Annotated in this window: 25 protein-coding genes and 9 tRNA genes; 28 read left to right on the top strand and 6 right to left on the bottom strand. The window is 40.1% G+C overall.

The annotated features are described in order from the left end of the window. Window positions 1–18: 18 nt before the first annotated feature. The 5 genes from C9J51_RS16345 to C9J51_RS16365 all read left to right on the top strand — a co-directional run bounded on the left by C9J51_RS16345 (window position 19) and on the right by C9J51_RS16365 (window position 5,366). On the top strand, window positions 19–432 hold the full coding sequence (locus C9J51_RS16345) for a NirD/YgiW/YdeI family stress tolerance protein (RefSeq protein WP_107180493.1): 414 nt from the start codon (window positions 19–21) through the stop codon (window positions 430–432). A 275-nt stretch (window positions 433–707) separates the two neighbouring features. Then, window positions 708–1,403 (top strand): response regulator transcription factor, encoded by a 696-nt coding sequence (locus tag C9J51_RS16350; RefSeq protein ID WP_045040239.1) that lies wholly within the window; start codon window positions 708–710, stop codon window positions 1,401–1,403. Beyond that, window positions 1,403–2,575 (top strand): sensor histidine kinase, encoded by a 1,173-nt coding sequence (locus tag C9J51_RS16355; protein ID WP_045037809.1) that lies wholly within the window; start codon window positions 1,403–1,405, stop codon window positions 2,573–2,575. Before C9J51_RS16350 ends, C9J51_RS16355 begins: the two co-directional genes overlap by 1 nt. Before the next feature lie 160 nt (window positions 2,576–2,735). Continuing rightward, window positions 2,736–3,653 carry an acyltransferase family protein gene (locus tag C9J51_RS16360; protein ID WP_170073321.1) on the top strand — a complete coding sequence of 306 codons (918 nt, stop codon included), beginning with the start codon at window positions 2,736–2,738 and terminating at the stop codon, window positions 3,651–3,653. A gap of 360 nt (window positions 3,654–4,013) precedes the next feature. Further along, a complete protein-coding gene (locus C9J51_RS16365) occupies window positions 4,014–5,366 on the top strand; it encodes an ISNCY family transposase (protein ID WP_107275249.1) in 1,353 nt (450 codons plus the stop codon). Between the two features lie 369 nt (window positions 5,367–5,735). Here C9J51_RS16365 and C9J51_RS16370 read toward each other — a convergent pair whose 3' ends face one another. Further along, window positions 5,736–6,080 carry a hypothetical protein gene (locus tag C9J51_RS16370; protein ID WP_045040873.1) on the bottom strand — a complete coding sequence of 115 codons (345 nt, stop codon included), beginning with the start codon at window positions 6,078–6,080 and terminating at the stop codon, window positions 5,736–5,738. A gap of 976 nt (window positions 6,081–7,056) precedes the next feature. Between C9J51_RS16370 and metK the strand changes: the two genes are divergently transcribed. From metK to ruvX, 6 genes are all read left to right on the top strand, one after another. Then, window positions 7,057–8,211 carry a methionine adenosyltransferase gene (metK, locus tag C9J51_RS16375; RefSeq protein WP_045037806.1) on the top strand — a complete coding sequence of 385 codons (1,155 nt, stop codon included), beginning with the start codon at window positions 7,057–7,059 and terminating at the stop codon, window positions 8,209–8,211. Between the two features lie 152 nt (window positions 8,212–8,363). Then, complete coding sequence (locus C9J51_RS16380; RefSeq protein WP_045040874.1) at window positions 8,364–8,849, top strand: SprT family zinc-dependent metalloprotease; 486 nt, start codon at window positions 8,364–8,366, stop codon at window positions 8,847–8,849. Between the two features lie 132 nt (window positions 8,850–8,981). Continuing rightward, window positions 8,982–9,713 carry a 16S rRNA (uracil(1498)-N(3))-methyltransferase gene (gene rsmE / locus C9J51_RS16385; RefSeq protein WP_045037804.1) on the top strand — a complete coding sequence of 244 codons (732 nt, stop codon included), beginning with the start codon at window positions 8,982–8,984 and terminating at the stop codon, window positions 9,711–9,713. A gap of 17 nt (window positions 9,714–9,730) precedes the next feature. After that, window positions 9,731–10,681 carry a glutathione synthase gene (gene gshB, locus C9J51_RS16390; RefSeq protein WP_107275248.1) on the top strand — a complete coding sequence of 317 codons (951 nt, stop codon included), beginning with the start codon at window positions 9,731–9,733 and terminating at the stop codon, window positions 10,679–10,681. A gap of 120 nt (window positions 10,682–10,801) precedes the next feature. Beyond that, the gene (locus C9J51_RS16395; protein ID WP_107237672.1) at window positions 10,802–11,365 is read left to right on the top strand and encodes a YqgE/AlgH family protein; all 564 of its coding nucleotides are present in this window, start codon (window positions 10,802–10,804) and stop codon (window positions 11,363–11,365) included. Beyond that, complete coding sequence (gene ruvX / locus C9J51_RS16400) at window positions 11,362–11,793, top strand: Holliday junction resolvase RuvX (protein ID WP_045040875.1); 432 nt, start codon at window positions 11,362–11,364, stop codon at window positions 11,791–11,793. Before C9J51_RS16395 ends, ruvX begins: the two co-directional genes overlap by 4 nt. Window positions 11,794–12,151: 358 nt before the next feature. On the opposite strand, the gene C9J51_RS16405 is transcribed toward ruvX, so the two are convergent. Together C9J51_RS16405 and C9J51_RS16410 are read right to left on the bottom strand one after the other, a co-directional pair. Then, window positions 12,152–13,255: a PilT/PilU family type 4a pilus ATPase gene (locus tag C9J51_RS16405; RefSeq protein ID WP_045037800.1), complete on the bottom strand. Its 1,104-nt coding sequence runs from the start codon at window positions 13,253–13,255 to the stop codon at window positions 12,152–12,154. A gap of 21 nt (window positions 13,256–13,276) precedes the next feature. Further along, entirely contained in the window at window positions 13,277–14,314 is a 1,038-nt protein-coding gene (locus tag C9J51_RS16410) for a type IV pilus twitching motility protein PilT (protein ID WP_045037799.1), read from the bottom strand. 25 nt (window positions 14,315–14,339) lie between these two features. On the opposite strand from C9J51_RS16410, the gene C9J51_RS16415 reads away from it, so the two are divergent. The 6 genes from C9J51_RS16415 (at window position 14,340) to hemW (ending at window position 18,790) form a co-directional block, all read left to right on the top strand. Beyond that, window positions 14,340–15,050: a YggS family pyridoxal phosphate-dependent enzyme gene (locus tag C9J51_RS16415; protein WP_045037798.1), complete on the top strand. Its 711-nt coding sequence runs from the start codon at window positions 14,340–14,342 to the stop codon at window positions 15,048–15,050. A 93-nt stretch (window positions 15,051–15,143) separates the two neighbouring features. Further along, on the top strand, window positions 15,144–15,962 hold the full coding sequence (gene proC, locus C9J51_RS16420) for a pyrroline-5-carboxylate reductase (protein WP_045040876.1): 819 nt from the start codon (window positions 15,144–15,146) through the stop codon (window positions 15,960–15,962). 9 nt (window positions 15,963–15,971) lie between these two features. Continuing rightward, window positions 15,972–16,529, top strand: coding sequence for a YggT family protein (locus C9J51_RS16425; RefSeq protein WP_045037796.1), 558 nt, complete (start codon window positions 15,972–15,974; stop codon window positions 16,527–16,529). Next, the gene (gene yggU / locus C9J51_RS16430; RefSeq protein WP_045040877.1) at window positions 16,526–16,822 is read left to right on the top strand and encodes a DUF167 family protein YggU; all 297 of its coding nucleotides are present in this window, start codon (window positions 16,526–16,528) and stop codon (window positions 16,820–16,822) included. The genes C9J51_RS16425 and yggU overlap by 4 nt, the downstream gene beginning before the upstream one ends. Window positions 16,823–17,036: 214 nt before the next feature. Continuing rightward, window positions 17,037–17,630, top strand: a complete 594-nt coding sequence (locus tag C9J51_RS16435) for an XTP/dITP diphosphatase (RefSeq protein WP_045040878.1) — start codon at window positions 17,037–17,039, stop codon at window positions 17,628–17,630. Next, window positions 17,630–18,790, top strand: coding sequence for a radical SAM family heme chaperone HemW (hemW, locus tag C9J51_RS16440; protein ID WP_045040879.1), 1,161 nt, complete (start codon window positions 17,630–17,632; stop codon window positions 18,788–18,790). The genes C9J51_RS16435 and hemW overlap by 1 nt, the downstream gene beginning before the upstream one ends. 121 nt (window positions 18,791–18,911) lie before the next feature. Here the strand turns inward: hemW and C9J51_RS16445 are convergent, their stop codons facing one another. The 3 genes from C9J51_RS16445 to trmB form a co-directional block, all read right to left on the bottom strand. Beyond that, on the bottom strand, window positions 18,912–19,310 hold the full coding sequence (locus tag C9J51_RS16445) for a YggN family protein (RefSeq protein WP_045037792.1): 399 nt from the start codon (window positions 19,308–19,310) through the stop codon (window positions 18,912–18,914). A 59-nt stretch (window positions 19,311–19,369) separates the two neighbouring features. Further along, window positions 19,370–20,290 (bottom strand): glutaminase B, encoded by a 921-nt coding sequence (gene glsB / locus C9J51_RS16450; RefSeq protein ID WP_107250745.1) that lies wholly within the window; start codon window positions 20,288–20,290, stop codon window positions 19,370–19,372. Window positions 20,291–20,394: 104 nt separating this feature from the next. Further along, window positions 20,395–21,132 carry a tRNA (guanosine(46)-N7)-methyltransferase TrmB gene (gene trmB / locus C9J51_RS16455; protein ID WP_045037790.1) on the bottom strand — a complete coding sequence of 246 codons (738 nt, stop codon included), beginning with the start codon at window positions 21,130–21,132 and terminating at the stop codon, window positions 20,395–20,397. 249 nt (window positions 21,133–21,381) lie between these two features. Between trmB and mutY the strand changes: the two genes are divergently transcribed. The 11 genes from mutY to C9J51_RS19535 all read left to right on the top strand — a co-directional run bounded on the left by mutY (window position 21,382) and on the right by C9J51_RS19535 (window position 24,131). Then, on the top strand, window positions 21,382–22,434 hold the full coding sequence (gene mutY / locus C9J51_RS16460) for an A/G-specific adenine glycosylase (RefSeq protein ID WP_045040880.1): 1,053 nt from the start codon (window positions 21,382–21,384) through the stop codon (window positions 22,432–22,434). A gap of 119 nt (window positions 22,435–22,553) precedes the next feature. Continuing rightward, on the top strand, window positions 22,554–22,826 hold the full coding sequence (locus C9J51_RS16465; protein ID WP_045040881.1) for an oxidative damage protection protein: 273 nt from the start codon (window positions 22,554–22,556) through the stop codon (window positions 22,824–22,826). Window positions 22,827–22,994: 168 nt separating this feature from the next. Then, window positions 22,995–23,070, top strand: a tRNA-Phe gene (locus C9J51_RS16470). A 45-nt stretch (window positions 23,071–23,115) separates the two neighbouring features. Continuing rightward, window positions 23,116–23,191, top strand: a tRNA-Asn gene (locus tag C9J51_RS16475). 48 nt (window positions 23,192–23,239) lie between these two features. Next, a tRNA-Thr gene (locus C9J51_RS16480) sits at window positions 23,240–23,315 on the top strand. 57 nt (window positions 23,316–23,372) lie between these two features. Further along, a tRNA-Phe gene (locus C9J51_RS16485) sits at window positions 23,373–23,448 on the top strand. Between the two features lie 46 nt (window positions 23,449–23,494). Beyond that, window positions 23,495–23,570 (top strand) — tRNA-Asn (locus tag C9J51_RS16490). Window positions 23,571–23,619: 49 nt separating this feature from the next. Continuing rightward, window positions 23,620–23,695: transfer RNA gene (locus C9J51_RS16495), tRNA-Thr, on the top strand. A gap of 55 nt (window positions 23,696–23,750) precedes the next feature. Next, a tRNA-Phe gene (locus C9J51_RS16500) sits at window positions 23,751–23,826 on the top strand. Window positions 23,827–23,872: 46 nt separating this feature from the next. Further along, window positions 23,873–23,948 (top strand) — tRNA-Asn (locus C9J51_RS16505). A 97-nt stretch (window positions 23,949–24,045) separates the two neighbouring features. Beyond that, window positions 24,046–24,131 (top strand) — tRNA-Ser (locus C9J51_RS19535). Window positions 24,132–24,371: the final 240 nt, after the last annotated feature.

The raw sequence follows: 24,371 nt of genomic DNA on the forward strand, positions 1-24,371 counted from the left end.
ACAACAGAGAATTTTACAATGTCTAATAAACGCTTTGCTATGCTACTTGTTCCTGCGCTACTGTTATCAACATCAGCATTTGCGGCAACAACACCAGCATCTTCAACAGTGCAACCCATCAATGCGGTAACAACTCAACAACAAGGTTTTAGTGGCCCAAGTGTCGGTCTAAAAACAGTCAAAGCCGTTCTTGATGCTGGCATGTTCAGTGATGACACCCCAGTTACATTAACCGGACACATTACAAAATCATTAGGCGATGAGCATTATCAATTTACCGATAGTACAGGCTCGATTACGGTAGATATTGATCATAATAAATGGTTTGGTGCACAGGTTACCCCACAAACCAAGATCACGATCCAAGGCGAAATTGATAAAGAACTTAATAGCACTTCGATTGATGTTAATTATGTTCGCGTTATGGGTTAACCCCTTTCTCACCATCACAAAGCTGCGAGTGCATAAACCACTCGCCGCCTTGTCATCCATAGCGTATTAATCTTGCCGACATAACGATAAACTTGTTTACTCGCGCCTAATTCAATGCCGGTTTATCTTGGATCGCATTAAAAATAGCGTTATATACACCAATAATGTAGAAAACTGTTAGATGTTAAAAGCGCAGACCTTTACGCCTTTTTAGCACATCAACGAGTTATTCAAATTTTCATCAATAGATTTTATCTGATTGTAAGGCTGCCATTATGCAAATACTGCTTGTTGAAGACGACGCTAGCTTAAGTCGTTATATTGAAAAAGGACTCACAGAAGCAGGTCATCATGTGCAGTGCATTGATAACGGAAAATATGCCCTTGCGATATGCATGTCTGAACACTTTGACATCGCCATTGTCGATCGCATGTTACCGGGGTTAGATGGGTTATCGTTTGTAAAAGCACTTCGCGCATCCAAAATCTCAATGCCAATTATCTTTCTCACTTCATTAGGTGGCATTGATGATCGCGTAGATGGCTTAGAAGCGGGCGGGGATGATTATTTAACTAAACCTTTTGCTTTTTCAGAATTATTAGCGCGAATATCGGCGTTATTTCGTCGCTCATCGACACTATCAGAAGCAAAACCCAGTGAGCTAATTTATGGCGATCTCCGTCTTAATTTATTTGATCATACCGCGATCCGCCAAGGACAAGTCTTAGCCCTGCAACCAAAAGAGTTTCGTATTCTTGAACTCTTTCTGCGCCATCCAGGGCGTATTATCACGCGAACCATGTTATTAGAACATGTGTGGGATATCTATTTTGATCCCCAAACCAGTGTGGTGGAAACCCACATTAGCCGTTTACGTAATAAGCTTGAAAAACCGTTTGGTGATCAGCTTATTCATACCGTTCGAGGTGCTGGCTACAAGTTAGAACACAAACGCGGGAAAAACAGCTAATGCATCCTTTCATTGCACAAATTCAGCAACGATTACCATCACCAAATTGGTTGCGCAGTTCTGCTATGCAGCAAGGACTGATGTTTATTATAGTGTCGGTGATCAGTTTAATTTTGATGTCAAGCCTCACTATTGCGTATGTTGATTATCATCTTGATAAAGTAAACAACAACATTGAACATAATGTTGAAGCCTTTATGCTTGGCAATACCACCAAGATCAACAAAGAGCCTATCGATGAAGATGATGTTATCGACGTCTTAGCAACAGGCTTTATTTTATCGGGTATTTTAGTTGTACTGTTCAGCTCTGCTATCGTTATTTCTATGACCCGACGCAATCAGTCGAAAATTGACCGTATTGAAAAAGTATTACATGCCGCTGCTAATGGTGAGTTATCAGCCAGAACCATGATGTCGAGTCAAAGTAATGATCTCACTCGAATTGGCTCAACCGTCGATGAAATGCTGTCACGGCTACAAAGTGTAGTCGCTGCAATGAGTGATATTTCGACTAATATTGCGCATGAATTAAAAACGCCGATTACGCGCTTACAATATAACTTACAGACTCTTAATGAGATGGCTGACGCACACAGTGATAATCTGGATGATGATTTTTCTGAACAGCTAGAACTGTCACTCAAAGAATCCAACCGCTTAGCCAATATCTTTGATGCTTTACTGCGTATATCTCAAATTGAATCAGGTAATAGACGCCAACGATTTGAAACCATAAATGTAGTTGACCTCGTCCACACTATTGCTGAAATTTATACCGAGGTTGCTGAAGATGCAGGTATGACCTTGACTCTTAATTCTCAAAAAGAGCCTATTTTCATTCAAGGCGATCGAGAATTATTGATCCAACAGGTTGCTAATCTAGTGGAAAATTCACTGCGCTATTGCCCTCAAGCAAGTCAGCTAACACTCTCGTGCCACACAGAGCAAGATAATGTGGTGATCACCATGGCCGATAATGGTCCGGGGATTGATGACCAAGAAAAAAATCGCGTCTTTGAGCGTCTTTATCGAATTAATAAATCACGTAATGATGGCGGTTTAGGCATTGGACTAACATTAGTTAAAGCGGTGACAGATTTACACCAAGGCGAAATCAAACTTTATGATTGTCACCCCGGACTTGGGGTCGAGATCCGCTATCACTGTTAGTCACTATCACATAGAAATAGCTACCAAATAGCACCAGACTGATAAAAATACCGTCACGATGGACAGTATTTAACAGTTAATCTATTTATGCGCACTAAAAAATAATCAATATTTCACTTTTAAATAAATGAAGTATAAAATAAAGAATTTAGAGTGTTATATGATAATTTCAAGAAATAAGTCAACAATCCTTAAAGGATTAGCCATTTTATCTGTCTTTATTTCTCATTACGGGATACTTTCACAAGTAGCAGCTACTGGTGTTGCTGTTTTTTTATTCTTATCTGGTTATGGTTTAGAAAAATCAACATCAAAAAATGGATTAGATTCATTTTGGAAAAAAAGGATCAGATCCGTATATATACCATATTGGATAGTGACAATTACATTTACAATACTACTCGCATTGACTTCAAATTTTAGTTTATATGATTATATAAAATATATTTCAATAATTAATTTTGACTCAAAGATAGATCCAACAATGTGGTATGTAACATATTTAACATTGTGTTACTTTATTTTCTATATAATTAATAAACATATAAAAAATAATATTCCCTTTGCCTACTTGATTTCTCCTTTTATTTTATTATTAGTAACACAACCATCATTTGGCTCTTCATATGGAGTAATTCTTTATTTCCCTTATTTCTTTTTTGGAGCTTTATTTGCAAGATACAGTGCACTAATAAAAAAAGATATTCCATCAAAAGCAGTATTTACATTAGTGATATTAACAATTTTAACTATGTACTTTAGTATTACACATGTCTATACGCCTACATATTTTATGTCAATATTATTATCAACAATAACATTAATATTACTTCCAGATAAATTATTCAACAAAGGATTTATATCATCAAAGATGCTTAAAATAGGTAATATTTCATATGAACTTTATCTTATTGAAGGTGTAATGATAATGACTATTAATGGTAGTTTAATGAAATATATACATGAAGGTTATATTCGCATTCCTATCATTTTTATTTCAACGATAATACTATCATTAATACTAAAAAAAATAATAGACTCATCAATAATAAATAAAATAAAGCTAAATATCAATTAATTAAGTGTTGATAACTTTCCAGTTTGGTACTTTCCACAAGGAAAAGGGAGATTAACCTCTCCCTTTACAATATTAAATATCAATACCCGATAACATCCATATACAACAAAAACTACGATAAGCGACCTTATTCAAGTACAACATAGATTTATTCTCCCATAAATCTAAAATACCCGTCATTCGACACCTAGTATGACTTTGAGTTGGAAATTCCTGTATTTAACATATGGCATCTAACATGTACTACGTGTGTAGGTCCCATTTAGAAATGTCCGGTTTGAACCCGTTAGAAATGTCATGTTGAACTATCTTCAGATCATAGGTTTTGCTATGAACTGGAATCAATAAATGTTGCTCACTATGACTGAAAATGAATTAAGCCGAATCAAAGTTATTCAAGATGTTTGTGATAAACAAATTACTGGTGTTGAAGCTGCCCGTCGACTTAACTTGAGTTGTCGTCAAGTATCACGATTAGTAAAACGCTTTACTCAGTTCGGTGCTGGCGGATTACTTTCACAGCAACGCGGCGTGCCAAGTAATCATCGTTATGATGATAATCATAGGCTGCGTATTTTAAATCTCATCCACGAATATTACGCAGACTTCGGACCCACATTGGCACGTGAAAAACTGATTGAACGCCACAGCCTTAAAATTGGGTTAGAAACGTTACGTCAATGGATGATCGCTGATGGCCTTTGGGTTCCGCATTTCAAACGTAAGCCTTGCATTTATCAACCTCGCTATCGTCGCGATTGTTATGGTGAGTTAATTCAAATAGATGGTTCACATCATGATTGGTTTGAAGGTCGCAGCGACAAATGTTGTTTGTTGGTTTTCATTGATGATGCTACCGGCAAACTGATGAACTTGCGGTTTAGCGAAACAGAATCTGCGTTTGATTACATGGTGACAACGCGCGAATATATTGAGCAACATGGCAAGCCCACTGCTTTTTACAGCGATCGACATGCGGTGTTCCATGTCAATAAACGGGATGCAAAAACAAACCGCATCACTCAGTTTGGTCGTGTATTGCATGAGTTAAACATTGAATTGATTTGCGCAAATAGCTCTCAAGCCAAAGGCCGTGTTGAACGTGCCAATAAAACATTACAAGATCGCTTAGTCAAAGAAATGCGATTGCAACACATTGATAATATTGAACAAGCTAATGTATGGCTCCCCAACTTTATTGCTGATTTTAACCATCGTTTTGCTAAAGCTGCTCAATATCCTAAAGACATGCATCGACCATTACGAGAATCAGTAGATGAATTACATGATATTTTCTCATGGCAAGAACCAAGAAAAGTCTCAAAGTCACTGACATTTCAATACGACAAAGTTATCTATTTGATTGATCCAACCGAAGAAAATCAACGACTTGTGCATCAAGTCGTTAAGGTTCTTGATCGCCCAGATGGCACCATCGCGATCCAATATGGTCACCGAAAATTGGGTTTTAAAGTGTTTGATAAACTCGAAGACGTTGACCAAGGTCAGATAGTTGATAACAAACGTTTGGGTGCAGTATTAAAATTTGCCCAAGCAAAACAGCAACAATATGACCAACAACAAAAGCGTAGTCGCAGTAAAAGCGCCCCTAAACGTACAGCCCAACAACGGGCAATCCGTCAACTTGAAGAAATGAATCCAGTGCTAGTTCACCCAGAACAATTTAGACCGAGCACCAGAAAAAAGCCCTGACATCCCTACTCTATAATCCATTTTTACCACAATGAACTATCTTAAAAGGAGACATTTTAAACTGGGAAAGACAACGTGATCGTCACTCATACAAAAACACTCCCAAAGTCAGCGTTTTAAACGGTTTTGTTAAGCTAAATGAGGCTAAAACTAACGTTATTATATTGTTATTAGTGTTACTTAATTCCAAAATTTTCATTTGAACGCTATTGGGTAGCCACTTATGAAAAAGTCAGCTTTTCTACTCGGCTAACATCATAACGACAACCTGCATTTGAATATCTTCGTAATGCGACCAACTCAATAATATTCAGATGCAAAAAAGGCCGCCTGAGCGACCTTTCTACAATTCATATCATCAAAGATGACTTACCACGCTAAACCACATGCGCTCGCTTTTGCTTTAGCTAAGCTGTAGTACTTACGCTTAACAAGGTAATTACCGTCGTTCTTAAGCCCTTCAACACGTAGCCACTTATTTTTACCAAACCGTGCTTTAACGGGAACACCAACGGCAAAGCGTTTACCTGATTGGTATTTAGCAACGTAAAAACTATCTCGAACTTTAAAGATATAACCATTCTTGCCACAAATTCGAGCACTCTCAACACGACCTTTTTTAGTATCGCCCCAAGAACCCCAATTATTTGCTTGCGCAGGAATCGAAGCAAATACCATTGCACCTAACAATAATCCTAAAATAGCTTTTTTCATCACAACACTCAAAAAGTAAACTTATGAGTTTATTTTAGTCATAATAAAAATAAAGAAAAGATAAATAATGTAACAAAACTAAAAATTGACAAACGTCAGCGAAATACATCGTTAACGGAATGTCTAAATATAAAAATATAACCACAAAGTATGGTTTTGAGGGTTATTCGTTGTTTTGAGGAAAATGTACTTTAGCCCTAAACGTAAAAAAGGCTTTGAGCAATCAGCTCAAAGCCTTCTTAAAGAAGATGTTTAATGGTTAAGGTAAACCTTAACACTACCTTTACTTAGTCATGTTGCCGCTTTTGTACATAGGTGCGAACACAGGAGTGTAAAGTGCAATAATTTTATTAACGATACCAGTCATATCTTTTTCCTCAAAAAACTAAGCTTTTTTAATAGTACAACCATAGCCTAACCATTGATTCTATAAGGCTTGTGGTCGTGTTTTGATGTGGCCATTATAGATATTTAACCACGCTTTAAAAGCGATAAAAACAGCAACTTCAGATTAGTTTTAATAATGAATTCTATTGGCTAAATCTTTACGATATACCGCATTGCGAGAAGACAGATCTGCGCCAAATAGTCATAAAATAATAATTCACGAATAAATGATGTTGCTATTTATCAGCAATCACCTCATTTCATTGAAATATTGCCTTAAATAGATACCGTCAAATATAATCGTTTTATTTTTTGAGAAAATTATAAAAACTCAATTTATTCAACAATATATAACAAATTTTACGTCATTTTTTTATATTAAAAACAAGAACAAGAGTCAGCATAATTTTTAATTAACGAAAAATTTGACTAAATCCTTACAGATTACATTGTTGATTTTATAACTGGTCAGGGTATTATAGACGTCTAGACGGAGGTAGCTCCATACATATAAACGTATGGAATGCAGTGCAGTATCAGTATTACCGCTACCGTTCTACCAAATTTATGAATATAAGTGAGACCATCAATGGCTAAACATCTGTTTACTTCTGAGTCGGTATCAGAAGGTCATCCAGATAAAATTGCAGACCAAATTTCAGACGCAGTCTTGGATGCAATTTTAGAGCAAGATCCAAAAGCACGTGTTGCTTGTGAAACTTACGTAAAAACTGGCATGGTAATGGTCGGTGGCGAAGTAACAACATCAGCTTGGGTTGATATCGAAGAAATCACTCGTGAAACAGTGCGCGAAATCGGTTATGTTCACTCTGACATGGGCTTTGATGCTAATTCTTGTGCAGTATTAAATACCATTGGTAAGCAATCACCAGACATCAACCAAGGCGTTGATAAAGCAGACCCTAAAGAGCAGGGCGCTGGTGACCAAGGTATTATGTTTGGTTATGCAACCAACGAAACTAAAGAATTCATGCCAGCACCGATTACTTACGCTCACCGCTTAGTTCAACGTCAAGCGCACGTACGTAAGAACGGCAGCCTACCTTGGTTACGTCCTGATGCAAAATCTCAGGTAACGTTTGAATACGATCAAGGTAAAATTGTAGGTATTGATGCAGTTGTTCTTTCAACACAGCACAGTGATTCAATTTCAACAGCCGATCTTCGTGAAGCGGTAATGGAAGAAATCATCAAGCCAGTTTTACCCGCAGAATGGTTACGTAAAGATACTAAATTCTTTATCAACCCAACCGGTCGTTTTGTTATCGGTGGCCCAATGGGTGACTGTGGCTTAACCGGTCGTAAAATTATCGTTGATACCTACGGCGGCGCAGCGCGTCACGGTGGTGGTGCATTCTCTGGTAAAGATCCATCAAAAGTTGACCGTTCAGCAGCATACGCAGCACGTTATGTAGCGAAAAATATCGTTGCCGCAGGTATGGCTGATCGTTGTGAAATTCAACTTTCATATGCTATCGGTGTTGCTGATCCAACGTCTATCATGATTGAAACGTTTGGTACTGAGAAAGTACATCAAGATATTATTATTGAAGCTGTTCGTCAGCACTTCGACCTACGCCCATATGGCTTACAAGAAATGCTAAACCTACTTCAGCCTATCTACAAAAAGACGGCTGCATACGGTCACTTTGGTCGTGAAGAATTCCCTTGGGAAAAAACAGACAAAGTAGACGCACTACGCGACTTCGCTAAACTTAAATAATAATAAATTTAAGTTTATCAAACACTAAGGGGCGATTATTCGTCCCTTTTTTATGTCTAAAACAAAATAACCGCTACTTTTTATATTGCAGTGTATAGTCAGCTATGGTTATTTTGCATCAATAGAGATAATAACTGAGGATATTTTGGGCTATGACTCCGTTACAAAAGCAAGTGCTTACTCACGTAGAGTGCTGTATCAAACAGGCGAACCAACGGCTTAATAAACGCCTAACGATACCTACAGTTAATTTTAATCAACGCGGAAAAATAGCAGGTACCGCCCATCTACAAAAATGGGAACTGCGCTTTAATCCTATCTTATTAACTGAAAACCCTGATGCTTTTCTTAATGAAGTGGTTGCTCATGAAGTTGCCCATTTAGTGGTATTTAAACACTTTGGTCGCGTTCGTCCGCATGGTCGTGAATGGCAAATAATTATGACCGAAGTATTTCATGTTACGCCGAGAACGACCCATAATTTTAATGTTAATTCAGTCGCTGGTGCTACATTTATCTATCACTGCCCTTGTAGTGAATACCCACTAACTATTCGACGCCACAATAAGGTTCTACGCGGTCAAGCCAGCTACCATTGCCGTAAATGTCGCCAACCGCTACAGCTCAAAGCATCGTAATTTGAATCGTATTTAAACGACCTCGATAATTTTTATTATTCGTTCATCACCACACTGATTTTTGCCCTCTCTTCTGTCGTTAACCATGGTAATATCTTTTATTACTCAACAATTACTACAGATGACCGCATCATGAGAATTCCACGAATTTACCATCCACAACCTTTACCAAGCCAAGGTACGGTTATGCTTAGCGACGATGCGGCTAACCATGTTGGCCGTGTTATGCGGATGCAAGTTGGGCAACAAGTATTATTGTTTGATGGCAGTAATGCAGAATTTCCCGCTGTTATCAGTAACGCCAGCAAAAAAAGTGTTGAAGTTGAAATTCAAGAGCGAGTTGAACATAGCATTGAATCACCATTAGATATTCACTTAGGCCAAGTGATTTCACGTGGTGATAAAATGGAATTCACCATTCAAAAATCAGTTGAACTGGGTGTTAATACTATTACACCGCTTATTTCAGAGCGTTGTGGCGTTAAACTTAATGCTGAACGATTTGAAAAGAAACTTGAGCAGTGGCAGAAAATTGCAATTGCCGCCTGCGAACAATGTGGTCGTAATGTTGTACCTACCATTCGCCCAGTAATGAAACTAGAGCAATGGTGCGCTGAAGAATATGATGGTTTAAAACTGAATTTACACCCTCGAGCGCATTATTCAATTAACACCCTCCCTACCCCAGTAACCAAAGTACGGTTATTGATCGGTCCAGAAGGTGGCTTGTCTGCTGAAGAGATCAGCATGACAGAACAATATAAATTTGATGAAATTCTATTAGGCCCACGTGTATTACGCACTGAGACTACCGCAATGACAGCCATTACCGCACTGCAAGTTCGCTTTGGTGATCTAGGCTAAGTAATCAGGAGAAAACAATGATCAAGCTAGGTATCGTGATGGACCCTATCCAGTCTATCAATATCAAAAAAGATTCGACCTTTGCCATGATGATGGAAGCACAACGTCGTGGTTGGGAATTACACTACATGGAAATGAGTGATCTTTCTTTAGAGCAAGGTGTCGCCATTGCACGCACTCGCACAGTCACTGTAAAAAAAGATCCAAACGACTGGTTTGAATTCCATAATGAGCAAGAAATCCCACTCGCGGATCTTGATGCTGTATTAATGCGTAAAGATCCTCCGTTTGATACTGAATACATTTATGCGACTTACATTCTTGAGCGTGCAGAAGATAACGGTGCTTTAATCGTTAATAAACCGCAAAGCCTACGTGATTGTAATGAAAAATTATTTACCGCATGGTTCCCAGAACTAACGCCAACCACGATTGTTACCCGTCGTGCAGATAAACTAAAAGCATTCCATAAAGAGCACGGTGATGTGATCCTAAAACCACTTGATGGCATGGGTGGTTCGTCTATCTTCCGCGTAATGAAAAATGATCCTAATGTATCGGTGATCATTGAAACATTAACTGCAATGGGTGAAAACTACTGCATGGCACAAACTTTCGTGCCTGATATCAGTAATGGTGATAAGCGTATTTTAGTGGTTGATGGCGAACCAATGCCATACTGCCTAGCGCGTATTCCAGCTAAAGGCGAAACTCGCGGTAATCTTGCTGCTGGCGGTCGTGGTGAAGCGCGTCCAATTAGCAACACCGATCGTAAAATTGCAGAAACAGTAGCGCCAATTTTAAAAGAAAAAGGCCTGATCTTTGTTGGCCTTGATGTCATTGGTGACAAGCTAACTGAAATTAACGTAACCAGCCCAACCTGTATTTGTGAAATTGAAGCTGCATTTGATATTTCAATCACAGGTAAATTAATGGATGCGATTGAACGCCGTATTAACGCTAACTAAAATCACCTAAGCGCTAAACATCAGCCATAATCAAACCAAGAACGCAGCGATTATTTTTTATCGCTGCTTTTTATTATCAACACCATCATCGGTGCTGACGTGTATTTAATGGTGTTGTAAATGAACCTGACCAATTATTTTCTAGTGGCAATGCCCACTATGGAAGATCCAAACTTTAAGCATAGTGTCATTTATGTTTGTGAACATAACGATGAAGGTGCAATGGGCATCATCATCAATCAACCGATTGAGATTTCAATTGTTGATATGCTTGATCAAATTGATATTGAACGTACACAACCATTAATTAACCCGATAAGTATTGAAGCCCCCGTTCTCAATGGCGGACCCGTTGCCGAAGATCGCGGCTTTGTCTTACACACAATCCAAGCTGATTATAGCTCCAGTACGACTATCACACCCCAACTGGCGGTGACCACATCCTTAGATATTTTAGCGCAATTAGGCACTCAACAAGCACCCCAACAATTTATTGTCGCATTGGGTTATGCTGGTTGGGATGTCGGTCAACTAGAGCAAGAGTTAGCGAATAATAATTGGCTAACCATTGAAGCTGATAGTGATATTATTTTTTCCACTCCGATAGATCAGCGCTGGCAACAAGCCCTTGCAAAATTGGGTATTACCCCCGCGAATCTGTCATCAGATATAGGCCATGCATGAGTAAATCTCGCAGCGTATTAAGCTTTGATTACGGCACCAAAAGTATTGGTGTTGCTATCGGTCAAGAACTAACAGGTACTGCCAGTCCACTCTCCGCTTTAAAAGCTAAAGATGGTATTCCTAACTGGGATGAAATAGAAAAGATCCTTAAAGAATGGCAACCGGATTTAATCGTCGTTGGTCTGCCGTTAGATCTCGCAGGTAAAGAACTTGAAACCATCGCGCCACGGGCAAAGAAATTTGCCAACCGGATTCATGGTCGATTTGGTTATGCGGTTGAATTACACGATGAACGTTTAAGTACTGTTGAAGCCAAAGCTGAACTCTTTGAACGTGGCGGCTACCGTTCATTAAGTAAAGGTAATATTGATTCACAGTCTGCGGTCGTGATTTTAGAAAGTTGGTTTGAACGTCAATACGGCGCTTAATTTTACCTTCTTTACCATTTCAATAACGCCCTTCAAAATTAATAAAAAAGACAAATCATGATTAATGGTTTGTCTTTTTTATGCGGTACAGCTTTATTTCATAAGATCATCACAAAGCTGACACCGACTTCTTAACGCATTTTCATTCATGGCTCAAGCCGCATCATTACTCACTTGATCAGCTTGTACAGCTTTTAGATCATTTAAACCCAAAAGCTATTTCAGTAAAAACCACTTATCAATATCAAAAATTAATAACATTAAAATCAATGTGTTAATAAAAAAGTGTCTCACTATCTATTATGACGACTAATTTCACCATGATGATCCTTTTATAAAAGGATCATCATAGGCTTTATTAATTTTCTAATGCAACGCCCGATAAGCTATTCAATGAATTAGCATTAGGATCACCAATTTTGATCATTAGTCGTAAATCATTTGCAGAGTCAGCATGATGAAGTGCATCTTGCTCACTGATCTTCCCGTCACGAAATAATGCATACAGTGATTGATCAAAAGTAATCATTCCCGCTTCGGTTGATTTAGCCATCACATCTTTTATTTCATACAGATCACCACGGCGAATCAAATCAGCGACACGAGGGGTATTGAGCAATAATTCATACACACCATGACGCCCCACCCCATTCGCATCTGCCACTAACTGCTGCGCCAAAATACATTTTAGGTTGAGTGATAAATCAAATAAAAATTGTTCACGTCGCTCTTTAGGCACTAAATGTAAAATACGTTCTAATGCTTGATTAGCATTATTGGCATGCAAAGTTGCCATACATAAATGGCCAGTCTCCGCAAAATTCATCGCGTATTCCATGGTTTCACGAGTACGAATTTCACCGATTAGAATCATGTCTGGCGCTTGGCGTAATGAATTTTTTAGCGCCACTTCATAACTAGCAGTGTCCAACCCAACTTCACGCTGAGTCACAATGCATTTATTATGTTTGTGGACAAATTCAATCGGATCTTCGACCGTTAAAATGTGCCCACTTCGATGTTGATTTCGATAACCCGTCATTGCCGCCATCGAGGTTGATTTACCCGATCCTGTTGCCCCAACAATTAACACTAAACCACGTTTTGATAACGCTAATCGTTCCATATCAATCGGTAATTTTAAATCATCCATTTGTGGGATTTGAGTTTCAATACGGCGGATCACCATACCGGGTAACTCTCGCTGCCAAAAGGCACTAACACGAAATCGGAAATCATTACGAACTAACGCAAAGTTAGCTTCTTTAGTCTTGATAAACTCTTGTCTAAGGTTAGTCTCCATAGCTTGATCAAACAGGCTATCAACACCACTACGATTTAACACCTCCCCCAGATCATGCAAATTACCATCAATTTTTAATAAGCAAGCTGAAGCAACAGTGATGTATAAATCAGAGGCTTTTTTAGCCACCATTTGCTCAAGGATGTCATCTAACGTCATGTGGTTATTCCTTTAACTTACTTAAAAATTGCTTTTACTACGATCCAGAACACGACGCCCTTCTTCAGCTTCTACCATGCCTTGTGCCACCAGCATTTTTACACTTTGTTCCATGGTCTGCATGCCAAGGGATGAACCGGTTTGAATCATCGAATACATCTGAGCAATTTTATCTTCACGAATTAAATTTCGAATCGCTGGGGTTGCCATCATCACTTCATGACAAGCTACTCGCCCACCTGAAGTGCACTTCAATAAGTTTTGAGCGACAACGGCACGTAATGATTCCGACAACATTGAACGCACCATCGATTTATCACTGCCAGGGAAAACATCAATAATACGATCGACAGTTTTTGCTGCGGAACTGGTATGCAAGGTCCCTAACACTAAGTGCCCCGTTTCAGCTGCGGTTAACGCTAAACTAATGGTTTCTTGATCGCGCAACTCACCCACCACAATCACATCAGGATCTTCACGTAACGATGACCGCAAGGCATTTTGAAAACTCAAGGTGTCACGATGCACTTCACGCTGGTTGATCAAACAACTTTTACTGGTATGAACAAATTCAATCGGATCTTCAATCGTCAAAATATGGCGTTGATAGTTGCTATTGATGTAATCTATTAAGGCAGCAATAGTAGTTGATTTACCTGAACCTGTTGCGCCCGTCACTAACACTAAGCCACGATTAAGCTGCGCAATATCATAAAAAACCTCAGGCACATTCAATGATGCTAAAGTAGGGATATAAATAGGGATGGTACGTAGCACAGCAGAACAGCCGCGCGACTGATGAAAAGCATTAACCCGGAAGCGACCGATGTCGGGTAATTCAAAAGAAAAATCGACTTCTAATTTTTCTTCATACTCTCGACGCTGGGCATCGTTCATAATATCAAAAATTAATCGATGCACTTCGCTATGGTTTAAAGCAGGTAAACTGAGCTTTCTCACATCACCATCAACTCTTATTATTGGTGGAACACCCGCAGAAAGGTGCAGATCTGATGCGTTATGCTTTACACTAAAATCAAGTAATTCGGTGATATCCATAAACAACTTTCCTCAAGAATCAATTATGAACAGTATTAAGCAAAATATTACACAGGTCATCAATGAGATGGCACTCGCAGCTAAAAAATGCGGCAGAAACGTCGATTCAGTGCAACTATTAGCGGTAAGTAAAACCAAGCCCGTTGCAGCGATCGAACAAGCGATTGATGCCGGCCTTGTGGCTTTTGGTGAGAATTACGTTCAAGAAGGGGTCGATAAAGTTAATTATTTTGCAAATCACCCCGCAGCAGATCAATTAGTGTGGCATTTCATTGGACCAATTCAATCCAATAAAACCCGTCCTATTGCAGAGCATTTTGATTGGGTACATTCAATTGACCGCCTTAAAACAGCGACGCGCTTAAATGAACAACGACCAGCCACCATGGCACCGTTAAATGTGCTGTTGCAAGTTAATACCAGTGGCGAAGCGAGTAAATCTGGCATTAACGAAAATGAAGTGATTGCGTTAGCGGCAGAGATAGCCACCATGCCGCAATTAGTTTTACGCGGATTAATGTCGATTCCACAACCAGAAACCGATTATGATAGTCAATTCGCCGCGTTTAAAAAACTGGCCGATTTATTAGAACAACTGAAACCACACCATCCACAACTTGATACGCTATCAATGGGCATGAGTGGTGATATGGAAGCTGCGATTGCCGCAGGCAGCACCATGGTTCGTATTGGTACCGCTCTGTTTGGTGCGCGTGATTACGGCAGCCAAGCCTAACAATCGTTTTTAGATCCTAACGATAGTTTTTCAATAACGGTCAACGACTCAGCCTACTTGTTTGCGCGTCGTACCAACAGCAAAGGATATTACATGGAACAGCGTTCTATCGCTTTTATCGGTGCCGGTAACATGGCCCGTTCAATCATCGCAGGATTAATTGCCAGTGGTTATGACGCGAGTAAAATTACCGCGACAGCGCCAAGAAAAACCCGTCTCGCACCGTTAAGCGCTGATTTTGGTATTCATACCGATAGTGATAACCTACGTGCAGCGCAACAAGCTGATGTCATCGTACTGGCAGTGAAACCACAATTAATGGCTGAAGTATGTTTGCCATTACAAGCGGTAGATTTCAGTAACAAATTAGTGATCTCTATTGCTGCTGGTATCAATAGTGCTCGACTCGCAACCATGCTTGATAGCCAACTGCATTTAGTGCGCGTAATGCCAAACACACCAGCATTAATTGGTAAAGGCATGAGCGGTTTATATGCAGATGCAACATTAGCGCCGCAAGATCATCAGTTTGCCAGCCAGTTATTACAAGCCGTCGGGGAAATTTGCTGGGTTAAACAAGAAGCAGATATCAATGGTATTATTGCCGCAGCAGGCAGTGCGCCCGCTTACTTCTTCTTGTTTATGGAAGCAATCCAACAACAAGCGATAGCACAAGGTTTTGATGAGCAAACAGCACGATTGTTAGTTCAACAAACTGCATTAGGCGCGGCAGAAATGGTACAAGCTAATCCAGAAACGGATCTTGCCACACTACGTCAGCAAGTGACGTCTAAAGGTGGCACGACAGCAGAAGCGATTAATACGTTCAATCAACATCATTTAACAGACATCGTGGCTAAAGCAATGCAAGCTGCGGTTGCTCGTGCTCAAGAAATGGAACAATTGTTTTAAGGTTTAATTATGAATTCACTCGCTTTTTTAATTACCACAGTCTTCGATCTTTATATCATGATTGTGTTGCTACGTGTTTGGCTACAATGGTCACGTGCAGATTTTTATAATCCATTCTCACAATTTATTGTTAAAGCAACCCAACCAGTTGTGGCACCATTACGTCGTGTGATCCCATCAATTGGCTCTATTGATATGGCAACCATTTTGTTTGGTTACGTATTATGTGTTGCTAAATTTATTCTGTTGCAACTGGCCTTAACGGGTGGTGCTTCAGCCTTTAGTCCAATGTTCTTATTCTTTGGTCTATTAGCACTGATTAAAGCTGCTGGCGGATTATTATTCTGGGTATTATTAATTCGTGCCATTTTAAGTTGGGTCAGCCAAGGCCGCAGCCCAATGGAATATGTGATGCATCAGCTAACTGAACCCCTAATGGCACCAATTCGTCGGGTTCTGCCTGCGATGGGTGGTCTTGATTTAAGCATTCTAGTGATCTTCTTAGGATTACAGTTTGCTAACTATCTAATGGGTGATTTGATTGGTCCAATTTGGTTCCAATTATGAGTGATAACGCTGTATTTCGCCAAGGTGATGATGTCGTTATTCGACTTTACATTCAACCTAAAGCCAGTCGTGATCAAATCGTTGGTCTGCATGGTGGTGAAGTGAAAATTGCCATTACAGCGCCACCTGTTGATGGTAAAGCGAATGCGCATTTAGCCAAATACTTAGCCAAACAATTTAAAGTAGCAAAAGGATTAGTGCACGTGGAAAAAGGCTTTCAAGGTCGCCACAAGCAAATCCGTATCGAAGATCCGAAACAGATCCCAGAAACAATTGCCAATCTAATGCGATAGTTTTGCTGCCAGTTGTTACTTTAAAAAAGCGAATATCACATTGGTATTCGCTTTTTTTATGTCGACACATTGGTATATAAACAACACCAAGATATAAACAGCAAAAGTATATAAACCGTAAATAATCATCTCGTACAATGCGCGACTTTGTTATTACCCACACAACGGCTATCATAGTCACCATTAACAAATTAACGTTTTAAAAGGCATCAATATGAGCAAACTGGTACTAGCAACAGGCAATCAAGGCAAAGTCAAAGAAATGGCTTCTCTACTTGCTGACTTTGGTTTTGATGTTGTCGCTCAAAGCGATTTTAATGTTTCAGAAGTGGCAGAAACAGGCACCACTTTTATTGAAAATGCGATCATCAAAGCACGTCATGCTGCCAAAGAAACCGGTTGTGCTGCGATTGCTGATGATTCAGGGCTTGAGGTTGATTTTCTTCAAGGTGCGCCGGGTATTTATTCGGCTCGCTTTGCAGGAGAAGGTGCAACGGATGCCGAAAATATTGATAAATTACTTGCGGCAATGGACGGAGTACCTGAAGCACAACGCAGTGCACGTTTCCATTGTGTATTAGTGATGATGCGCCATGAAAATGATCCTACACCGCTAGTGTGTCATGGCTCGTGGGAAGGCAGTATTTTAACACAACGTCATGGCGATAATGGTTTTGGTTACGATCCAATTTTCTGGGTACCTGAAGATCAATGTGCTTCTGCGCAATTAGATCCAAGTCGTAAAAAACAACTATCACACCGTGGTAAAGCGCTTCAACAACTTTTCAGTGCACTAAAGGCTAACTAATGCTTGTTCCTCCACCACTCAGCTTATATGTTCACATTCCTTGGTGTGTCCAAAAGTGCCCCTATTGCGACTTTAATTCGCATGCGCTAAAAACTGAATTGCCAGAACTGGATTACATTGATGCGCTCATTGACGATCTCGAAACAGATCTGATGGCGTACCAATTAGTGAATGGTCAGCGACCACTGCATTCAATTTTTATTGGTGGTGGTACACCAAGTTTAATCTCTCCCGCTGAAATTGGTCGCTTACTAACAGCCATTGAAGCCCGTATTCCATTTAGTGACACTATTGAAATCACCATGGAAGCCAATCCGGGTACTATTGAAGCGGGACGTTTTGAAGGTTATCGCCAAGCAGGAGTAAACCGAATTTCAATTGGCATTCAAAGTTTCCAAGACGATAAATTACAACGTTTAGGCCGTATTCATGGCAGCCAAGAAGCGATTAAAGCGATTGAACTGGCAAAATCTGCCGGATTAAACAGTTTTAATACTGATCTGATGCATGGTTTACCCGATCAATCTATTGCTGATGCGATCAGCGATCTTAAACAAGCGATCGCACTTGATCCACCGCATTTATCTTGGTATCAGCTGACAATAGAGCCGAATACACTCTATTACTCAAAACCACCAACATTGCCTGATGACGATGATTTATGGGATATTTTTGAGCAAGGCCATGCGTTGTTAACGGAAGCGGGTTATCAGCAATATGAAATTTCTGGTTACAGTAAGCCCGGTAAGCAATGCCAACATAATCTTAATTATTGGCGTTTTGGTGATTATTTAGGTATTGGCTGTGGTGCGCATGGCAAGATCAGTTTCGCTGATGGACGTATTGTTCGCACCGTAAAAGTAAAACATCCACGTGGATATTTACAAGCAGACAAGCCCTATTTAAGTGAACAAATATCAGTAGTGGATAGCGAACGTCCCTTTGAGTTTTTCATGAACAGATTTCGATTATTGGAAGCCTGTCCAAAGCAAGACTTCATTGATCGTACCGGTTTACCGTTAACCACTATTGAAGCTAATATTGATTGGGCGATTGAACAACATTATTTACAAGATAGCGGCGATCAATGGCAGATCACCGAGCATGGTAAATTGTTCTTAAATGATTTATTAGCCGCTTTTGTTGAAGATGATGAGTAGTTAACTCACCGAATTATTGTTCAACACAACCTCAAAAAATAATCATAAAAAAAGCGATATCACCCAGTGAATCGCTTTTTTTAGTTGTCTGTAATCAAAGCTAAAACCAACAATAAAAATCTTATTCTAAACTGACACTTCGCCAATTTTTCAATGCTGGGATCTGTTGTCGAATTTGATTTTCTTTATCAACACGCACTGCCGCAAAATTACATAGCGTCGTATCAACATGTTGACCATGCGATAAAACATACGGCAAATCAGTCGTTATCGTTTGATAATATTGTGCCAATAACTCAGTCTGTTGTGGGCCTAAATTTACTTTATGAATATCAAAATAAAGCTGACCATTATCTTTAATCGTAAAGGTCTGCGTTTCGTGCTCTAAAATTAATTTTTCATCAGTAAAACTGAGATTATTTTGCCACAACGGCTGACATTCAGCAGCCATAACCGATGAACTGATGCCCAATCCAATGAATAACCAACAGCCATTTTTTATATAAGATTTAATATTCATAGACAATACTCGCTTCCCTGAAAAAGTGGGTGACGACATATCCTCTTGATATATACCCACTAAAAAATAGAACGTCCAATCCGAGCTGATAACTTCTCTAATGCCGCTGTACCCACTAAAGAATTACCAGATTGATCTAACTCTGGCGACCATACTGCAATGGTCATTTCTCCCGGTACAATTGCGACAATACCGCCACCAACACCTGATTTTCCCGGCATACCAACACGGTAAGCAAACTCTCCTGCGCCATCATATAACCCACATGTCGCAAGCAATGCATTTATATGCTTACTTTGAGTTTGGCTAATAATTGGCGTTTTTGCACCTAAAGGCTGACCTTTATTTGCTAAATAAGAAAATGTTCGCGCTAAATCAACACAACTCATCTTTAAAGCACAGTAACTAAAATAATTATTTAGCACTGGCATTACTTCATTATTAAAGTTACCAAATGACCGCATTAAATAGGCAATCGAAGCATTACGATCGCTGTGTTGCATCTCGGAGTTAGCCACAATTTTGTCGTAAACAATCTGTGGATTACAGGATAATTCACGCACTAATTCAAGCATACGATATTGCGGCGCACACAAGCGGCTATACAGCATGTCAGAAATAACAATCGCTCCGGGATTAATAAACGGATTACGCGGAATACCATTTTCTAATTCCAACTGAATCATTGAATTAAATGCCTGACCTGATGGTTCTTTACCGACTCGCGACCATAATTCATCGGGTTCATACAATGCCATGGCTAAGGTCAGTGATAAAACTTTGGAGATTGATTGAATAGAAAAGCTTTCTTGGCTATCGCCAGCTTGAATAATCTCACCATCGTTATAACACACAGCGATGCCTAATTTATTCGCAGGAACCTCAGCTAAAGCCGGAATATAGTTAGCGACTTTCCCTTGACCAATCAATGGTCTAACTTCATCTAAAATGCCATTAAGCAAGGTCTCTGTCGGCTTCATTTACTTCATCTCCAATAACAAAAAAGCCAACAAAAGTTGGCTTTCTAAATAAATAACGCAATTACTGCTGCCACCCTAATCGATAGTCACAGCAATGTCTGCAATTATTCAGTACGCATATATTTCATGTCCCATACGCCATGACCTAGGCGATGACCACGTGCTTCAAACTTCGTTAAAGGACGATCTTCTGGGCGTTCAATGTAAGCACCATCAGTGGCTGTGTTTTTATAGCCCGGTGCTGCATCCATCACTTCAACCATGTGCTCTGCGTAGTTTTCCCAGTCAGTTGCCATATGGAAAATACCACCAATTTTAAGCTTTTTACGTAGCATCTCAGCAAATTCAGGCTGAACAATACGGCGCTTATGGTGACGCGCTTTATGCCATGGGTCAGGGAAGAACAACTGCACCATATCGAGGCTACCATCAGGGATCATGTGTTCAAACACTTCAACACCGTCATGACACATTACGCGTAGGTTAGTTAAATTAGCCGCATCTGCGCCCATTAAACAATGACCGACACCTGGACTATGTACTTCAATACCCACATAGTTTTTCTCTGGCGCAGTTTGTGCCATTTCAACTAATGATGCACCCATGCCAAAGCCAATTTCTAGCACAACTGGCGCTTCACGGTTAAAGACTTGTGTCCAGTCCAGCATTTCAGTGGCGAAATCAATACCCATGGCTGGCCAGTTTTTTTCCATCGCATGTTCTTGACCCTTGGTTAAACGGCCTTCACGACGAACAAAACTACGGATCTTACGAACCATTTTGCCTTCATCGGTAAATTCAGTCAGAGTTACGTCACCTGACTTTTTTGAAACTTCGCTCATGCTAACTATCCAAACAAAAAAAGAAACGGAACGGCATTATCCAAACTTATAGACTCAATTCAAGTCTATCAAGTGTGACAATCGCCAGTTTATGATGCAATCTTAGTCAATAACGTCATTATAGACGCCATTACATCGATGACTTGCAGTATAAGGGATCGTCTCCACGGACTCCAACTTTCCGCAAACTCATTCAATAATAAAGCGCAACCTGACATTTTTTAAGTCTATAAGTAAAGTGAGCCCAACGTGAGTACAGCATTTTCCGACGCTATTTTAGCGTGGTATGACAAATTCGGCCGTAAAACCCTACCATGGCAACATCAAAAGACGCCTTATAAAGTCTGGTTATCTGAAATCATGTTGCAGCAAACCCAAGTTGCTACCGTGATCCCTTATTTTGAACGCTTTATGGCTCGCTTCCCTACCGTCGCCGATCTTGCGGCGGCCGAGCAAGATGAAGTGCTCCATTTATGGACGGGCTTAGGCTATTACGCCCGTGCGCGTAATCTTCACAAAGCAGCCCAATTAATTGTTACTGAGCATAATGGCGAGTTTCCAACAACGATTGAAGACGTTGAAGCCCTGCCCGGTATCGGACGCTCAACGGCTGGCGCGGTATTGTCACTATCATTAAACCAACACCACCCTATTTTAGATGGCAATGTTAAGCGTACTCTTGCTCGTTGCTATGCGATTGAAGGCTGGCCGGGAAAGAAACCCGTTGAAAATGCGTTATGGGACATCGCGACTGAAAATACACCTGCGATAGGTGTAGAACGTTACAACCAAGCGATGATGGATATGGGGGCAATGATTTGTACTCGCAGCAAACCTAAATGCGATTTATGCCCCATTGAAGCCCAATGTATTGCTAAAGCCCAACAGCGCCAAACTGAATTTCCAGGCAAAAAACCTAAAAAAGTGATGCCAGAAAAACAAACTTGGTTCGCAATTTTACGTTATGGCGACAAAGTGTGGCTGGAACAACGACCACAAGTGGGTATTTGGGGAGGCTTATGGTGTTTTCCGCAACATGATAGTGACGATCTCGATGATCTGTTATTGCAGCAATTAGGTCAGCCGCAAACACTGATCGCCAGCCAACAACAGCTAATCGCATTCAGACACACCTTTAGTCATTATCACCTCGATATTGTGCCCGTTTTATTTACCTTAAACACACTCCCCGATGTGATTCATGAGCGCCAAGGGCAATGGTATGATCTGCATGATCCCGCTAAAATTGGTCTAGCCGCACCAGTACAAAAGATCCTTGAAGGATTGTTATACCCGCAGTAATTACACGGTTGTTATTCCCGCCTCGACCCTAGCCGCTACAGGCCGAGTCTGGTATAACTATTGCTATAAATACAGCTCTTCTCGCTGTGATTTCAAAATAAACGCATAAGGAATATTCCATGAGCCGTACTGTTTTTTGTGTCCATCTACAGCAAGAAGCTGAAGGTCTAGATTTTCAATTGTACCCAGGTGAGCTTGGCCAACGCATTTTTGATAGCGTATCAAAGCAAGCATGGGCACAGTGGCAAGCAAAACAAACTATGCTGATCAATGAAAAAAAATTGAACATGATGAATGCTGAACATCGCCAACTACTTGAGACAGAAATGGTCAATTTTTTGTTTGAAGGAAAAGATGTTGTGATTGATGGTTACACACCACCAGCAAAATAATATTGAGATCAAAGAGATATTCCGCCGTGACTCAAACGGCGGAATACATTAAAAAAGTAAAAAATCACGCCATAACGAACAAAAAGCCGACACTCAAACATAATAATCATTTATTATTAAAAAAAGGGTTGACGAAAAGGCTCAAAACCCTTTTAATAGCGCCCCGTTGCCTTGATAGCTCAGTCGGTAGAGCAGAGGATTGAAAATCCTCGTGTCGGTGGTTCGATTCCGCCTCGAGGCACCATTTCTTCTCTTTTGAAGTTTGGTGTTAAGCAACGATATAATCTGTTCCCTCTTAGTTCAGTTGGTAGAACGCCGGACTGTTAATCCGTATGTCACTGGTTCAAGTCCAGTAGAGGGAGCCACTATTTATTTCTTGGCTCAATAGAGCGGAGAGATTACAGAATTAATGTGCCGACTTAGCTCAGTAGGTAGAGCAACTGACTTGTAATCAGTAGGTCACCAGTTCGACTCCGGTAGTCGGCACCATTTATTCTCTTACTTCGGTAAGAAATGCAACAATAAGCAATTTAATTGCTTGTGTTTGCCTTGATAGCTCAGTCGGTAGAGCAGAGGATTGAAAATCCTCGTGTCGGTGGTTCGATTCCGCCTCGAGGCACCATATTAAAATTTGATACGAGTTATCGTGTTAAATAGTAAAAGTTAATTCCCTCTTAGTTCAGTTGGTAGAACGCCGGACTGTTAATCCGTATGTCACTGGTTCAAGTCCAGTAGAGGGAGCCAAATTTATTTCTTCACTCAATAGAGTAAAGGAATATCAAAGAATTAATGTGCCGACTTAGCTCAGTAGGTAGAGCAACTGACTTGTAATCAGTAGGTCACCAGTTCGACTCCGGTAGTCGGCACCATTTATTCTCTTACTTCGGTAAGAAATGCAACAATAGCAATTTAATTGCTGTGTTTGCCTTGATAGCTCAGTCGGTAGAGCAGAGGATTGAAAATCCTCGTGTCGGTGGTTCGATTCCGCCTCGAGGCACCATATTAAAATTTGATACGATTCGTCGTGTTGAATAGTAAAAGTTAATTCCCTCTTAGTTCAGTTGGTAGAACGCCGGACTGTTAATCCGTATGTCACTGGTTCAAGTCCAGTAGAGGGAGCCAAACAAGAAAACCTTGTCGAAAGACAAGGTTTTTTTTCGTCTGTACTTTAGTGAAACAAACTTTATTGATCAAATCTTTGACTCCCTACTCGATAATACCCTCTTAGTTCAGTTGGCGGCACTTTATGAGAAGCTTGGCGGACTACTAATCCGTATGTCACTGGTTCAAGTCCAGTAGAGTGAAGCCAAACAAGAATAACACTGCCTATCATTCACATCTCGAAAGCTGAGGTGCGAGGGCTATCCGTGATCTATTCACAACGTGATTGAGCCTAAAAGATGCCAGCCAAAACAATTAATCCACAACGCGTGAACAGTAGATTCCCTATCTCGTTCGTAACCTCACTGTAGGGAATGACGGGATTAAACTTATATGCCACCTCAAAAATGTCACAGCTTATTATCCGCGATCTATTCACAACGT

This window comes from Photobacterium iliopiscarium, from assembly GCF_003026395.1.
In the GTDB taxonomy this organism is placed as follows: domain Bacteria; phylum Pseudomonadota; class Gammaproteobacteria; order Enterobacterales; family Vibrionaceae; genus Photobacterium; species Photobacterium iliopiscarium.